The sequence below is a fragment of the Streptomyces sp. NPDC001941 genome (assembly GCF_040296945.1).
Lineage (GTDB): Bacteria > Actinomycetota > Actinomycetes > Streptomycetales > Streptomycetaceae > Streptomyces.
Genome location: NZ_JBEOYE010000003.1, coordinates 91,914 through 107,129 on the forward strand (window position 1 = coordinate 91,914; position 15,216 = coordinate 107,129).

At 74.5% G+C, this 15,216-nt stretch carries 11 protein-coding genes; 5 read left to right on the forward strand and 6 right to left on the reverse strand.

Annotated features, from left to right (window positions below; genetic code table 11):
• Window positions 1-110: 110 nt before the first annotated feature.
• A complete protein-coding gene (locus ABT160_RS03990; protein ID WP_351643217.1) occupies window positions 111-1,634 on the reverse strand; it encodes a helix-turn-helix domain-containing protein in 1,524 nt (507 codons plus the stop codon).
• A gap of 320 nt (window positions 1,635-1,954) precedes the next feature.
• Here ABT160_RS03990 and ABT160_RS03995 point away from each other — a divergent pair, with 320 nt between their 5' ends.
• Complete coding sequence (locus ABT160_RS03995; protein WP_351643219.1) at window positions 1,955-2,143, forward strand: hypothetical protein; 189 nt, start codon at window positions 1,955-1,957, stop codon at window positions 2,141-2,143.
• A 242-nt stretch (window positions 2,144-2,385) separates the two neighbouring features.
• Here the strand turns inward: ABT160_RS03995 and ABT160_RS04000 are convergent, their stop codons facing one another.
• On the reverse strand, window positions 2,386-5,670 hold the full coding sequence (locus ABT160_RS04000) for an AfsR/SARP family transcriptional regulator (protein ID WP_351643222.1): 3,285 nt from the start codon (window positions 5,668-5,670) through the stop codon (window positions 2,386-2,388).
• 328 nt (window positions 5,671-5,998) lie between these two features.
• On the opposite strand from ABT160_RS04000, the gene ABT160_RS04005 reads away from it, so the two are divergent.
• A complete protein-coding gene (locus tag ABT160_RS04005) occupies window positions 5,999-6,337 on the forward strand; it encodes a nuclear transport factor 2 family protein (protein ID WP_351643225.1) in 339 nt (112 codons plus the stop codon).
• A 42-nt stretch (window positions 6,338-6,379) separates the two neighbouring features.
• Here ABT160_RS04005 and ABT160_RS04010 read toward each other — a convergent pair whose 3' ends face one another.
• A complete protein-coding gene (locus ABT160_RS04010; RefSeq protein ID WP_351643228.1) occupies window positions 6,380-7,528 on the reverse strand; it encodes a magnesium and cobalt transport protein CorA in 1,149 nt (382 codons plus the stop codon).
• 120 nt (window positions 7,529-7,648) lie between these two features.
• Here ABT160_RS04010 and ABT160_RS04015 point away from each other — a divergent pair, with 120 nt between their 5' ends.
• The gene (locus ABT160_RS04015) at window positions 7,649-8,764 is read left to right on the forward strand and encodes a winged helix DNA-binding domain-containing protein (protein ID WP_351643231.1); all 1,116 of its coding nucleotides are present in this window, start codon (window positions 7,649-7,651) and stop codon (window positions 8,762-8,764) included.
• A 22-nt stretch (window positions 8,765-8,786) separates the two neighbouring features.
• Here ABT160_RS04015 and lysA read toward each other — a convergent pair whose 3' ends face one another.
• From lysA to ABT160_RS04030, 3 genes are all read right to left on the reverse strand, one after another.
• A complete protein-coding gene (lysA, locus tag ABT160_RS04020; protein WP_351643233.1) occupies window positions 8,787-10,115 on the reverse strand; it encodes a diaminopimelate decarboxylase in 1,329 nt (442 codons plus the stop codon).
• On the reverse strand, window positions 10,112-10,468 hold the full coding sequence (locus tag ABT160_RS04025; RefSeq protein ID WP_351643235.1) for an SAV_915 family protein: 357 nt from the start codon (window positions 10,466-10,468) through the stop codon (window positions 10,112-10,114). The genes lysA and ABT160_RS04025 overlap by 4 nt, the downstream gene beginning before the upstream one ends.
• A 378-nt stretch (window positions 10,469-10,846) precedes the next feature.
• Entirely contained in the window at window positions 10,847-11,677 is an 831-nt protein-coding gene (locus tag ABT160_RS04030) for a LuxR C-terminal-related transcriptional regulator (protein WP_351643236.1), read from the reverse strand.
• A gap of 107 nt (window positions 11,678-11,784) precedes the next feature.
• Here ABT160_RS04030 and ABT160_RS04035 point away from each other — a divergent pair, with 107 nt between their 5' ends.
• Both ABT160_RS04035 and ABT160_RS04040 read left to right on the forward strand, forming a co-directional pair.
• A complete protein-coding gene (locus ABT160_RS04035; RefSeq protein ID WP_351643239.1) occupies window positions 11,785-13,476 on the forward strand; it encodes an AMP-binding protein in 1,692 nt (563 codons plus the stop codon).
• A 68-nt stretch (window positions 13,477-13,544) separates the two neighbouring features.
• Window positions 13,545-15,185 carry an AMP-binding protein gene (locus ABT160_RS04040; protein ID WP_351643669.1) on the forward strand — a complete coding sequence of 547 codons (1,641 nt, stop codon included), beginning with the start codon at window positions 13,545-13,547 and terminating at the stop codon, window positions 15,183-15,185.
• Window positions 15,186-15,216 lie beyond the last annotated feature (31 nt).

Sequence of the window (15,216 nt, forward strand, 5' to 3'; positions counted from 1 at the left end):
GCGGAGGCCCCGGCCCGGCCGCTGCGGCCTCCGGGGCGTTCCCGCCGTACGTCATCCAAGCCCCGCCCGGCACGCCCGGGCGGCAGTTGCTCCGGCACTCCGGGAGCAGATCAGCGTGCGGCGGCAGTTGCCCCGGCGCGCTGTGCCCAGGCGGCGCGCACCGGCCCCAGCACCCGGAACCGCGAGGTGCCGTCCCGGTGTTCGGCCCGCACCGCGCCGCTGAGCAGCAGCTCGCGCAGCAGCCGCCCGCACTCCGGCAGTGCGAGACCGGTCAGGGCGGTCAGGTCGGCCAGCTCACGACCGCGGTCCGGTCCCGGCAGGCCCCCGCCGGGCGCGGCGCGCAAGGCGTCGTCCCCGCCGGGAGTGGCGCACAACGCGTCGTCCCCGCCGGGCATGGCGCGCAACGCGTCGTCCCCGCCGGGCGCGGCGCACAGGGCGTCGAGGAGGGCGCGCGGTCCCTCCGGGAGCCTGCCGAGGCGCTCCAGGAGCGTCCCGCGCAACCCGGCGCCGCCCGCACCGCCCAGGTGGTCGAGGAGCGCGGCCGGGTCCTCGGCCAGGGTGCGGCAGAGCGCCGCCAGGTCGTACACCACCAGCCAGGAGGCCGCCGCGGCCAGCGCACCCGGGTGCCCGTCGAGGACCCGGCACACCCCGGCGGCCCGCTCGAGGCCGTCCGGACCCGCGGTGAACTCCGGCCTGGCCCGCCGCGCGTGGTCCAGGAAGACCCGCACCGCCGGGTTCGCGCCGGGGTCCTCGCCCTCCTCCGGCACCTCCAGCGACGACAGCAGGAAGATCCGCTCCCCGGGCACCCCCCACGGCGCGTCCGAGGTCACGAGCACCCGCAGCCCCGGGCAGGCCCGCAGCAGGCCGGTCAGCCGGTCCACCCGCGGGGCCACGGACGGCGACCCGTCGAGCACCAGCAGCGCCGGGGCCTCGCCCAGGAGCTCCGCGAGGGCCGCCGCGTCCCCGGCGGCCGACCCGTCCGGCCCCGGCCCGAACCCGAACAGGTGCGCCACCAGCGCCGTCAGACGGTCCGTCAGCTCCCGGTCGTGGCAGCTCAGGTACTCCGCCGGGCTGCCGGGGAAGGCGTGCCACAGCACCGGCAGGCCCTTCCCGTGCAGCCGCTCCGCCACCGCCAGCGCCAGCCGCGTCTTGCCCGAACCGGCCAGCCCGACCACGTTCACCAGCCGCTCCGTCGCCCCCGCCAACTCGCCCACCAGGACCGCCTCCTCGCCCGCCCGGCCCGCCATCGCGTGCAGGGCCGTCGGCGGCGCCGGCGGCTCCGCCCAGCCCCCGCCCGTGCCACGGCCCTGCTGGGCGGCGGCCTCCAGCGCAGCCCGGGCCCGCGGACCCAGCCGCAGGGCGTCCGCCATCAGCCGGATCGTGTCCGTGCGCGGCCGTCTCGCCTTGCCCTGCTCCAGGTCGCGGATGGCCCGCACGCTGATGGTGGACAGGTCGGCGAGCTCCCGCTGGGTCAGCCCGATGCGCAGCCGGTGCGCCCGGATCAGCGAGCCGAGGGGGGTGGAGTCCTGTGCGGGGCCCGCCCCGGCCGGGGAGGCGGCGGGCGCGGCCCCTCGGGGGGCGTACGAGAGGGAGGGGATCGAGGAGGGGACGGACTGCACGGCGGTGGTGTTCACGAGGGCGCTCCCGGCGACGGTGGTGGGGAACGACGGGGCTGGGGTGGTGCTGCCCGGTTCCTGGTCCCATCGTCGGCAGCGGCCTTATCCCGGTGGCATCCCCCGGCGCGCACGCCGCGCGGCCCGGACGCTATCCCCGTACCGCCCCCGCCGGGCGGCCGCTATCACCGCTATCACGGGCCGCCCGCCACCGGCCGTCCCGTGATAGCGGGGGGATAACGGCGGGGACGGTGCCGGGATTCCGGCCCTTCCTAACGTGGTGCCCACAAGGAAGGAAGCGCCCCGGACCAGCCGGGACGCACCGCCGAAAGGACACCGACATGAACCTCGCCCCCGCCCTCCGCGCCGCCCTCGTCACCGTCGCCATCGCCGGAGCCACCCTCTTCGGGACCCAGATCGCCCAGGCCGACGGCCCCGCCCCCACCGGTGTCACCAACCCGGCCCCGGCCGCCCCGGCCCAGGTCACCCCGTCGCCGTCGGCCAGCACCGACACCAACCCCTGGGACTGACAAGCGGTACGGACGTCAGACCCCGGCGGCACCACGGCCGCCGGCGTAGCACCAGCACCACGGACGGTCGGCCCCGCAGACGGGCCACCCGGCACCACGGACGGTCGGCCCCGCAGGCCAACCACTCCGGCACCACTCCGAATCACGTGCAGCACCAGCACCAGCACCGGCACCACGGACGGCCAGCCCCACAGACGGGCCACCCCCGCACTACCCGCACTATCCGCACCACCCGCAGGCGGTCAGCCCAGGGACACCGCGCCGGACACCGGCCCGCCCCCGGACAGCAGGCCCGCCCCGGCCGCCGGCCCCACCACCGTGGGCAGCACGGCCGCCCGCAGAGGGCCCACCGCGTCGAGCATCCGCTCCGCCTCCGCCAGTTCCGGCGCCATCCGCCGCTCACGGAACGCCCGCACCGCCGTCTCCAGCAGCTCGCGCGCCCGCGCCCGGTCCGCCGCGCCGCCCGAGGACAGCAGCCGTGCCAGGTCCAGGCGCACCAGCGCCGCCCCGCCGTGGTCCATGATCTGCTCACGGACCGTCAGGGCCTGCGCGTAGAAGCCGCGGGCCGCCTCCCGGCGCCCCAGGTCGGCGTGCGCGTTCCCCAGGTCCCGCAGCAGGTGGCCCTCGCCGATCACGTCACCGTCGTCCCGGCACAGCTCCAGGACCTCGATGAACGTCCGTACCGCCCGCTCGTGCTCGCCCTGCCCCTGCTGGAGCTGGCCGGCCCGCCGCAGGGTCCGCGCCTGCCCGCCGGTGTACCCCACCGAACGGTAGATGCCCAGGGCCTCGTCCAGCCGGGACTGCGCCGCCGTGACCTGGCCGCGGCGCATCCAGATGTGCGCGCTCTGGGTCAGCACGATGGCCCGGCCCACCACGTCACCGACCTGGTCGAAATCCCGCAGCGCCCGGTCGTACAGGGTCAGCGCCCGCTCCTCGTTCCCGCGCATCCGCTCCAGGAGCGCCAGGTCCCGGTGGCAGAGCGCGAGGCCCTGCCGGTCCCCGACCTCCTGGAACAGGTCCAGCGCCGAGGCCAGTGCGGCCCGCGACTCCTCGTGCTGGCTGCGCCCCAGGTAGAGCACGCCCAGCGAGCTGAGCAGGGCCGCCGTGCCCCGGGTGTTCCCGGCCGCGCGCACGCACTCCAGGGCCAGCTGGTGCGTACGCTCCCAGTCGTCGAAGTACCCCTTGCCCTCGAACAGGGTGGCCAGGGTCGCCGTCAGGTCCCAGCACAGCTCGTCCATCCCGGCCCGCGCCGCGTGCTCCACGGCCTGCACCAGGTTGGCGTGCTCGCTGTCCAGCCACTCCATCGGCTCCACCAGCAGCTCCGACACGCAGCTCTCCGGCGGCACCCAGCGCGGGGCCGTGCCGTGCAGGACCGTGAAGTCGCCGCCGTAGATGCGCCGGTGGGCCTCCTCGGCCAGCGAGAGCCAGCCGCCCAGCATCCGCTCCAGCGCCGCCGTCTGCACCGCGGGCTCGTCGTGGAGGGCCAGCTGCTCCCGGGCGAACACCCGGATGATCTCGTGGAAGCGGTAGCGGAACCCGCCGGTGGACTCCACGCCCACCACGTCCAGCATCTGCACGTCCACCAGCGGCTCGAACAGGTCCGAGGGGAAGGGGCGGTGGTCGTCGAGGAGCGCCCCGGCCAGCCAGCCCGGCAGGGTCGGGCCCTGGGCGAGGCTGAGCAGCCGCAGCAGCCGCCGGTCCTCGCGCGCGAGGCCGTCGTGGGTCAGCGACAGGCTCGCCCGCATGGTCATCTCGCCGTGCGTCAGCTCGTCGAGGCGGTGCCGCTCGTTGGCGAGCCGCTGCACCATCGAGGCCAGGGTCCAGTGCGGGCGGGCCGCGAGCCGCGCGGCCACGATCCGCAGGGCCAGCGGCAGCCCGCCCACCGTGCGGACCAGCATCTCCGCGGCCACCCGCTCGCGCCCGAGCCGGTCCTCGCCGATCACCCGGCCCAGCAGCTCCAGGGCCCGCTCGGTGTCCATCACGTCCAGCTCGACCCGGTGCGCCCCCGGCAGCGCGGTGAGCCGGACCCGGCTGGTGACCAGGACCGCGCACCGGCTGCTGCCGGGCAGCAGGGGCCGCACCTGGCTCTCGGAGGCGGCGTCGTCGAGGACCACGAGGACCCGGCGCCGGGCCAGCAGGGTGCGGTACATCTCGGCCCGCTCGTCCTGGGACTCGGGGATCACCGGGCCGGGGATGCCCAGCGCTCGCAGGAAGCGGCCGAGCACTTCGGGGGCGGTGGCGGGGGAGCCGGTGGTGCCGCGCAGGTCACAGTACAACTGGCCGTCGGGGAAGGCGTGTTCGCCGAGCCGGTGGCCCAGGTGGGTGGCGAGCGTGGACTTGCCGGTGCCGGGCTTGCCGACGATCACGGCCAGGCCCACGGCGCGCCGCCCGTCCTCCCCGAGCAGGACCCGCTCGACCTCCGCGAGCTGCCGCTCGTCCCCGACGAAGTCGGAGGTGTCGGCGGGCAGTTGGCGCGGCACCTCCTCGGCGGCGGCCGCGGCCCGCCCGCCGGGTTCCGTACCCTCGACGCCGCCGCCGAAGGAGTCCCCGGATCCGGATCCGGATCCCGAGCCGGAAGCGGGCAGGCCGGCGTCGCTCGGCGGGGTGTCCGTCCCGGGCGCGGCGCTCCGTACGCTGCCGGGGCCGGCTCCCGAGGGAGCGGCGGGGGCCGGTACGGGGACGGACGCGGGGCCCGGTACGGGTCCGGGCGCGGCGGCCGGTCCGGCCTGCGGGGCGGGTGCGGGCGGCACTTCGCCGGAGAGGATCGCCGACTCCAGGCCGCGCAGTTCGCTGCCGGGCTCCAGGCCGAGCTCCTCCACCAGGAGCTCCCGGCCGACCCGGTAGGCCTCCAGGGCCTCGGCCTGGCGGCCCGACCGGTACAGGGCCAGCATCAGCTGTCCCCGGAGCCGCTCGCGCAGCGGCTCCTCGCGCACCAGGTTCTGGACCTCGGCGACCAGCTGGTGGTGCCGGCCGAGGCCGAGCTCCAGCTCGATGCGGGTCTCGGTGGCCGTCATCCGCTCCTCGTCGAGCTGGAGGGCCTTGCCGCGCAGGGTCTCGCTGGGTATCCCGCTGAGACAAGCCCCCTCCCACAACTCATCGGCCTGTCTCAGGAGTTCGGCGGCGGTCCCGAGGTGGCCCTGGCGGGCGGCGGTCCGGGCGTCGGCGACGTGGCGGGCGAACAGCACGGAGTCGACGAGTTCGCCCTCGGTCTTGAGCACGTACCCGGGTGGGCGGGTGGTGATGGCGGCGGCGACCCCCGCCTTGGTGAAGAGCTTGCGCAGCCGCGAGACGCAGATCTGGACCTGGGTGCGGGCGGTGTCCGGGGGCTCGTCCTCCCAGATCAGGTCCACCAGGTAGTCGGTGCTGACGACGCGGTCGGCCTCCAGCAGCAGCGCGGCCAGGATGACCTCCTGCCGCCCCGGCGGTACGCGGACGGGCCCGGCCGCGCCGACGACCGAGAGGGGGCCGAGGATCCGGAAGGCCACCGGTTCGAGAGCGTGCTGTGCCCCACCGGGCGAAACGGTCATGAGTCTCCCAGCTGGGGCCACGCTTGTGAGGTGGTCGAGCGCCCGGTCAGTCTCGCCGAACACATGAGCTGTTGTCCATGGCGTGGAGATTTCGTGGCGATGAAGCGCCGCTGGCCGAAAACCGCCCCCACCGGATTCCCCCGCCCGCGCCCCCGTCCACGCAGGCCGGAGCGGCGCGAAGGGCCCGTCCACGCAAGCGCTCCGGCGGCACTCGAGCCGCGTGATAGGGGCGCGATAGCGGCGAGTTGCGGCCCTCCAGGAAGCTGTTCCCACCGCACCGCACCGCTGGAACGTGACCGCGTGGGGCGGCCGTAGGAAAGGACCCTCGATGGACAGTCGGTACACCGCACGGCGTGATCCGAGCCGTGTCGTCACCGATTCCGGGGTGGACCACGTGCGCCTCGCGTACGACTACCTCGACGCCGGCGACCTCGACGGCTACGGCTCGCTCCTGGACGCCGGCGCCCTCGGAGCGGATCTCGAATTCCCCCGCCCACCGGGGGCCCGGCACCTGATCACGAGGATCGTCGCCGACGGGGACTGCGTGGTCGCCATGGGCCGACTGGCCCCCCAGCAAAGGGACTTCGTCGACGTCTTCACCCTCTCCGCCGAGGGCATGCTGCGCAACTGCCGCCGCTACTACGCGGGCTCGACGGTCCCGTCCTGACGGCCGAGGCGGACACGGCCCCGCATCGCACGCGGGCGGGGCCTACAACCAGTCCCGCCGCTTGAACACGAAGTACAGGCTCACGCACACCAGTGCCATCAGCATGATCGCGAACGGGTAGCCGACGGCCCACTTCAGTTCCGGCATGACGTCGAAGTTCATGCCGTAGATCGTGCCGACCAGGGTCGGGGCGAAGAGGATCGCCGCCCACGAGGAGATCTTCTTGATCTCCTCGTTCTGCTCGAAGCCCGCCTCCGCCAGCGCCCGCATCTCCGCGTTCTGCTGCTGGGTGACCAGGGTCGCGTTCACCGTGAGGATCTCGGTGAGGGCCTGGCGGAAGCCGTCGACGCGTTCGCTGGTGTGGGTGACGTGGTCGGCCACGTCGCGCAGGTAGCGCTGGAGTTCCTCGTCCGTGCCGTACTTGGCGAAGCCCGCCATCAGGGCGTGCAGCATGCCCACCAGGGGGCGGGTCGCGCGCTGGAACTCGACTGTCTCGCGGGAGAGTTCGTAGATGCGGCGGGAGACCGCCGGGTCGCCGCTGAAGACCTCGGTCTCGATCTCGTCGATGTCGTTCTGCACCCCCGCCACCACCGGGGCGTACCCGTCGACCACCGCGTCCAGGATCGCGTACAGCACCGCCTCCGGGCCCAGGGCCAGCAGGTCGGGGTCGTCCTCCATGCGGCGGCGGACCGCCGAGAGGTCCGGGGCCGCGCCGTGGCGGACCGTGATCACGAAGTCCCTGCCCACGAACACGTGCAGCTCCCCGAAGTCCACCTCCTCCGGGCCGTCCAGGTAGCGGGCCGCGCGCAGGACCACGAAGAGGGTGTCGCCGTAGCGCTCCAGCTTCGGGCGCTGGTGGGCCTCCAGGGCGTCCTCCACCGCCAGCTCGTGCAGGTCGAACTCGGCGGCCAGGGAGAGGAGTTCGGTCTCCGTGGGCTTCGCGAGGCCGATCCAGGCCATGGCGTCGGGGAGTTCGCGCAGCAGGCGGAACGTCGCCGCCAGTGTGTCCGGCGACGCGACCTTGCGGCCGTCCCGGTAGACCGAGGACTGGATGACCGTCCCCGGCTGGGGAGCGGCGTCGGCCGACTCGGGGTGCGGTGCGGCGGGGTACGGGGGAGGGCGGCGCCAGGTGTGCTTCACCGGGCGCGGGGGTTGCTCCGGCACGCCGTCCACCTCCGCTTCGTGCGCCATGTCACGTAGCAGCTTATACGTGCACATTTCATGTGGCATGTGTGCGGTGGGGTGGGCGGCTTCCCCGCCGCTTCCCAGTTGCGGACCGGAGCTGTCCGCGATGGTGGCTATTTTCTACGCATGGCCACACCCACCACCGCCCCCGTCCTCACCACCCGCGCCCTCAACCGCGCCACCCTGGACCGCCAGCTCCTGCTGCGCCGCGCCCGTCTGGGCGCCGAGGACGCCGTCACCCACCTCGTGGGGCTCCAGGCCCAGAACGTGAAACCGCCCTACCTCGCCCTCGCCGCCCGCCTGGAAGGGTTCCGGGCCGAGGAGCTGTCCGGGCTCATGGAGTCCCGGCGGGTCGCCCGCATCGTCACCCTCCGCTCCACCCTCCACACCCACACCGCCGACGACGTCCTCGGCCTGCGGGCGTTGGTGCGGGGCCCCCGCGAACGCGAGATCGGCCTCTTCAGGAAGGGGCTCCAAGGCGTCGACCTGGAGCGGCTCGCCGCCCTCGCCCGGGACCTGGTGGAGGAGCGGCCCCGCACCATGAAGGAGCTCCGCGACGCCCTGGCCGTCGTCTGGCCCGGCGCCGACCCCACGGCCCTCGGCATCGCCGCCCGCTGCTCGCTGCCCCTGGTCCAGGTCACCCCGCGCGGGCTCTGGGGGCGCAGCGGACAGGTCGCGCTCACCACCGCCGAGCGCTGGCTCGGGCGGGAGGTCCCCGGGGAGACCGACCTGGACGCGGTCGTGCTGCGCTACCTCGGCGCCTTCGGACCCGCCTCCGTCAAGGACATGCAGACCTGGGCCGGCCTCACCCGGCTGCGGGAGGCCTTCGAGCGGCTGCGGCCCCGGCTCGCCGTCTTCCGTGACGAACGAGGCGTCGAGCTGTTCGACCTGCCCGACGCCCCGCGGCCCGACGAGGACGTCCCCGCCCCGCCGCGCTTCCTGGCCGAGTTCGACAACCTGCTGCTCTCCCACGCCGACCGCACCCGGGTCGTCCCGCCCGAGCACCGCCCCCGCACCTGGAACGGCAACCAGGCGCACCGCACCTTCCTCGTCGACGGCTTCGTGGCCGGGATCTGGCGGCCCGAGGAGGCGGGGGAGGGGCGGGCGACGGTCACCGTCCAGCCCTTCGCCGAGCTCGGCCCCGCCCAGCGCGACGCCGTCGCTGACGAGGCCCTGCGGACCCTGGCCTTCCTGGAGCCCGACGCCGAACACGCGGTCCACTTCGGGGACTTCACCGCGTGAGACAGGTGTGACGCGTGACGTACTACAGGCCGATGTCCCGCGCCCGTACGTCCTCCAGCGTCTCCCTGCGCACCAGCAGCCGCGACCGGCCGTCCCGCACCGCCACCACCGGCGGGCGGCCCGTCATGTTGTAGCCCGACGCCATCGACACCTGGTAGGCGCCCGAGGCCGGGACCGCCAGTACGTCACCGGGCCGCACGTCCTCCGGCAGCTCCGCCGCCTCCGCGAGCACGTCGCCCGCCTCGCAGTGCCGGCCCACGACCGTGGCCGTCCGCACCGGCGCCGACGAGGCGCGGCCCACCACGCGCACCGTGTAGCGCGCCCCGTACAGCGACGGGCGGGGGTTGTCACTCATCCCGCCGTCCACCGCCACGAACGTCCGCCCGCCGCCGCGCTTCACCGCGAGCACCCGGTACAGGGCCACGCCCGCCGGGGCCGCGATCGACCGGCCGGGCTCGACCGTCAGGCGCGGCGCGGGGAAGTCGAACTCCGCGCAGACGTCGGCCAGTTCGCGGGTGATGAGCGAGGCGTACGCCTCCGGGGCCGGCGCCGGGTCGCCCGCGCGGTAGGCCACCGCGAAACCGCCGCCCAGATCCAGCTCGGGCAGTGTGACACCGTACCGGTCACGCAGTACCGCCAGGAACTCCACCACCCGGCGCACCGCCTCGCCGTACGGCTCCGGGGCCGTGACCTGCGAGCCCAGGTGGCAGTGCAGGCCCACCAGCTCCAGCCTGGGCTGGCCCAGGATGCGGGCCACCGCGTCCTCGGCGTCGCCACCGGCCAGGGACAGCCCGAACTTCTGCCCCTCCCCGCCGGTCCGGATCTTGCGGTGGCCGCCCGCCTCGATGCCCGGCAGCACCCGCACCAGCACCCGCTGGCGCTCGTGCGCGGGCACGTGCGCGGCCAGCCGGGCGATCTCGCAGTCCGAGTCGACGACCACCCGCCCCACGCCGAGGCGCAGCGCGGCGCGCAGGTCCTCGGGGGACTTGGCGTTGCCGTGCAGCACCATCCGCTCGGGCGGGAAGGCCCGGGTGGCGGCCAGCTCCAGCTCGCCCGCCGAGCAGACGTCCAGGCCCAGGCCCTCCTCCTCGACCCAGTCGACGACCGCCCGGCAGAGGAACGCCTTGGCCGCGTACACCACCTCGGCGTCCGGCAGCGCCCGGCGCCAGGCCCGGGCCCGGGCGCGCACCTCGTCCTCGTCCACGACGTACACCGGGGTGCCGTACCGGTCGGCCAGCTCCGCGAGCGGGACGCCGCCGACGGCGACGTCCCCACCCGGGGCGCGCACCGCCGAGGCGGGCCAGACGGAAGGGGCGCCGAGGCCGGATATGGGAACCGTGGGGGCCGTCATCCGTACACCTCCGAGGGGGAGCGGCGCACGCAGGGGCGGGCCACCGCGAGGACGGGCGTCCGTACGGCGGCGGCGCCCGGCGTGGGGGCCGTGAGCTGCGGGTCGAACGTCACCGTCTCCACGCCCAGGGGCTCGACCAGGGAGCGCAGGACCGGTTCGGCGAGCCGGATCCAGGGCTGGCGGGTGCCCAGCACCTCGCGCAGCCGGTGCTCGCTGGTGAAGGCGATGGCGGTGCGCGCGCCCAGTGGCGTGCGCATGAAGCGGAGTTGACTCCCTCCGGCAGAGCCGAGCCGCACCGGCACGTAGAGCGGCCCTGCCGGGCGGCGTTCGTCGGGGTCCGTGTCTTCGTTCACGAGGATGTCCACGAGACGAAGCTATGCCCCGGCGGCGCGCGGATCTCCCGCCCCTGACGGCGCGCTGACCCGCACGGGGGCGGTTTTGACGGAGCCCTAGCGGCGGGTGTCGGGGGCGGGGCGCGACGGCCCGGGGAGGGCACGGGCGTCCGGATTCACCCGAAGGGGGGCGGGGTGGGGGTGCGGGGTGGGGGTGCGGGGTGGGCCCCGGAGCCTGGCCCTGGGGCGGTCAGGGCCCGGGCCTTGGGCGGGTGACGCGTCACGCATGACCTCTCACGCGTCACCTGTGACATGGCACCCACGGTCCCGCACGCGTCACGCGTGACATGGCACCCAGGGCCCCGCACGCGTCACCCGTGACATATCACCCGTGACATGTCACGGCAGCAGCCCCGCCCGTCGCGCCGCCACCACCGCCTCCAGGCGCGTGTGCGCGCCCAGCTTCCGCATCGCCGAGCGCAGGTACCCCTTCACCGTCTCCGGGCGCAGGCCCAGGCGCTGGGCGGCGTCCGCGTTCGTCGCGCCCGACGCGACCACCGCGAGGACGTCCACCTCGCGCGGGGCGAGCCGTACCTCCGGGCGGCGCGGCAGGTGCTGCGCCGAAGCCAACCGGCCGCACACCGCGAGCAGTTCGGCGCGCAGCGCCTCGTCCAGGACGCGCGGCGCCAGCGCCCGCAGCTCGCTGTGCGCCTCCCGCACCTCCTCCCAGGCGCCCGGCTCCCCGGACCCCACCGGCGTCCGGGTCGCCGCGAGCAGCCGGCCGGCCTCGTCCCGTACCAGCAGCGCCTGCTCCACGTCGCGGGCGGCCGCGACGGCCGCGTCGAAGACCCGGTCGCCCAGCGGACGGGCCACCCGCAGCGCCCCGTACAGCACGCCGCGCACCTTGCGCCGTACGACCACCGGCACCGCGAGCACCGAGCGCAGCCCCTCCACGGCCACCGCACCGTCGTACTCGTGGCTGATGTGCCGCGCGGCCGGGTAGTCGGTCACCGCGCACGGCCGCGACAGCGCGATCGACTTGCCGCCGAGCCCGGTCCCCGTACCGATCGACAGGCCCCGCAGGGACTCGGACAGGGTGCCGTTGAGCTCCGCGATGCGCAGCTGGCGGGGGTCGCGCAGCAGGCCGCCGAACGCCACCTGCACCCCCGTCGTCCGGCGCAGCCGCGCCAGCGCGGCCCGCATCTCCACGGCTTCCACCTGCTCGGGCACGTGCGCCTCTCCTTCGCCGTCGTCGCCTTCACCCCCGTACGGGGGTAGTGGGACCTGGGCCCCCGATTACACGATGTCGAGGACGGGCCGCGCAATGAGGAGGACACATGTCGGAACGCAGCGCGACGGAGGAGTTCCGGGCCGCCCGGGACTTCCTGCTCGAACACCGCGAGGACTACGAGACGGCGTACGCGGGCTTCGTCTGGCCGCGCCCCGAGCGGTTCAACTGGGCGCTGGAGTGGTTCGACGTGATCGCCGCGGGCAACCGCGCGACGGCGCTGCACATCGTCGAGGAGGACGGCACCGAGGCGGAGCGGACCTTCGCCGAGATGTCCGCCCGCTCCCACCGGCTCGCCAACTGGCTGCGCGCACACGGCGTCCGGGCTGGCGACCGGGTGGTCGTGATGCTCGGCAACCAGGTCGAGCTGTGGGAGACCGCGCTCGCCGCGATGAAGCTGCGCGCGGTCGTCATCCCGGCCACCCCGCTGCTCGGCACGGCCGACCTGCGCGACCGCGTCGAGCGCGGCCGGGCCCGGCACGTGATCGTGCGCTCGGGGGACGCCGCCAAGTTCGACGGGGTGCCCGGGGAGTACACCCGGATCGCCGTCGGAGGAGCCCCGGACGGGTGGGTGGCGTTCGAGGAGGCGTACGAGGGGATGGCGCCCGGGGACGCGCCCGAGCCGTTCGACCCGCAGGGGGCCACCCGCGCCGACGACCCGCTGATGCTCTACTTCACCTCCGGCACCACCGCGCGCCCCAAGCTGGTCGAGCACACCCATGTCTCGTACCCCGTCGGCCACTTGGCGACGATGTTCTGGATCGGCCTCAAGCCCGGCGACGTCCACCTGAACATCTCCTCGCCCGGCTGGGCCAAGCACGCCTGGTCCAACCTCTTCGCGCCGTGGAACGCCGGGGCGACCGTCTTCATCCACAACTACACGCGCTTCGACGCGGGCCGGCTGATGGCCGAGATGGACCGGGCCGGGGTCACCAGCTTCTGCGCGCCGCCGACCGTGTGGCGGATGCTCATCCAGGCGGACCTGGGCCAGTTGCGCACCCGGCCGCGCGAGGTCGTCGCGGCGGGGGAGCCGCTCAACCCGGAGGTCATCGAGACCGTGCGGCGCGCCTGGGGCGTGACCATCCGCGACGGCTTCGGCCAGACGGAGACGGCCGTGCAGGTCTCCAACAGCCCCGGCCAGCCGCTCAAGACGGGCTCCATGGGCCGCCCGAGCCCGGGTTTCCGGGTCGAACTGGTCGACCCGGTGTCGGGCAAGCCCGGGGTCGACGAGGGCGAGATCTGCCTGGACCTGTCGGCCCGGCCGGTGGGCCTGATGACCGGCTACCACGGCGACCCCGGGCGCACCGCCGAGGCGATGGCCGGCGGCTTCTACCGCACCGGGGACATCGGCTCGCGCGACGCGGACGGCTACATCACCTACGTCGGCCGCGCCGACGACGTGTTCAAGGCCTCCGACTACAAGATCTCGCCGTTCGAGCTGGAGAGCGCGCTGCTGGAGCACGAGGCGGTGGTCGAGGCGGCGGTGGTGCCCGCGCCGGACCCGGTGCGGCTCGCGGTGCCGAAGGCGTACGTCGTACTCGCGGAGGGCTGGGAGCCGACGGCCGAGACGGCCCGCGTCCTGTTCGCGCACGCCCGGGCGGTGCTGGCGCCGTACCAGCGGGTGCGCCGCATCGAGTTCGCCGAGCTGCCGAAGACGGTCTCGGGCAAGATCCGCCGCATCGAGCTGCGGGAGCGCACGGCGGCGGGGTCGTCGGCGGAGTTCGTGGAGGGGGAGCTGTGACGGAGCACGGTGACATAGGACGCGTGAACGAGCAAGGTGACATGGCACCCGCCACAGTGCACGGTGACATGGCACCCGCCGCCCCCGCCCCCGCCCCCGCGCGCGGGCCGCACGGCCACCCCGCCCTCTCCTACGCCCACGGCGTCAGCGACACCCCGCTGCTCGGTGACACCGTCGGGGCGAACCTGGACCGGGCCGTCGCGGCCTTCGGCGGGCGCGAGGCCCTGGTCGACGTGGCGTCGGGGCGGCGCTGGACGTACGCCGAGTTCGGCGCCGACGTCGACCGGCTGGCCAGTGCCCTCCTTGCCAGCGGGGTCCGCAAGGGCGACCGGGTCGGCATCTGGGCGGTCAACTGCCCCGAGTGGATGCTCACCCAGTACGCCACCGCGCGCATCGGCGCCGTCATGGTGAACATCAACCCGGCCTACCGCTCGCACGAGCTGGAGTACGTCCTCAACCAGTCGGGCGTACGCCTCCTGATCGCCTCGCTCGCCCACAAGACCAGCGACTACCGCGCGATGGTCGAGGAAGTCCGCGACTCCTGGGCACAGTTGGCGGAGGTCTTCTACATCGGCGACCCTACCTGGGACGACCTGGTCGCCCGCGCCACCCCGGAGGTCCGCGCCGAGCGGCTCTCCTGCGATGAGCCGGTCAACATCCAGTACACCTCGGGCACCACCGGCTTCCCCAAGGGCGCCACCCTCTCGCACCACAACATCCTCAACAACGGTTACTTCGTGGGCGAGATGATCGCCTACACCGAGCGGGACCGGGTGTGCGTGCCGGTGCCGTTCTACCACTGCTTCGGCATGGTCATGGCCAACCTCGCCGCCACCTCGCACGGCGCCTGCATCGTCATCCCCGCCCCCTCCTTCGACCCGGCCGCCACCCTGCGCGCCGTGCAGGAGGAGCGCTGCACCTCGCTGTACGGGGTGCCCACGATGTTCATCGCCGAGCTGGACCTGCCGGACTTCGCTTCGTACGACCTCTCCTCCCTGCGCACCGGGATCATGGCGGGCTCGCCGTGCCCGGTGGAGGTGATGAAGCGGGTGGTCGCCGAGATGAACATGGCCGAGGTCTCCATCTGCTACGGCATGACCGAGACCTCCCCGGTCTCCACCCAGACCCGCCGCGACGACGACCTGGAGCGCCGCACCGGCACCGTCGGGCGGGTCATGCCGCACGTGGAGGTGAAGGTCGTCGACCCCGCCGACGGCACGACGCTGCCGCGCGGCGAGGCGGGTGAGCTGTGCACCCGCGGCTACGGCGTGATGCTCGGCTACTGGGGCGAGCCCGGGAAGACCGCCGAGGCCGTCGACGCGGGCCGCTGGATGCACACCGGGGACCTCGCGGTGATGCGCGAGGACGGGTACGTGCAGATCGTCGGCCGCATCAAGGACATGATCATCCGGGGCGGCGAGAACGTCTACCCGCGCGAGGTGGAGGAGTTCCTCTACGCCCACCCGAAGATCGCCGACGTCCAGGTGGTCGGGATCCCGGACGAGCGGTACGGGGAGGAGGTCCTGGCCTGCGTGATCCCCAGGGACCCGGGCGACCCGCCGACGCTGGAGGACGTACGCGCCTTCTGTCGCGAGCGGCTCGCGCACTACAAGGTGCCGCGGCGGGTGGAGGTGCTCGACGCGTTCCCCATGACGGTGAGCGGAAAGGTCCGGAAGGTGGAGCTGCGGGAGCGGTACGGGGAGGGGTGAGCCGGGTCGGGCCCGGGCCGGACCCGCCCCC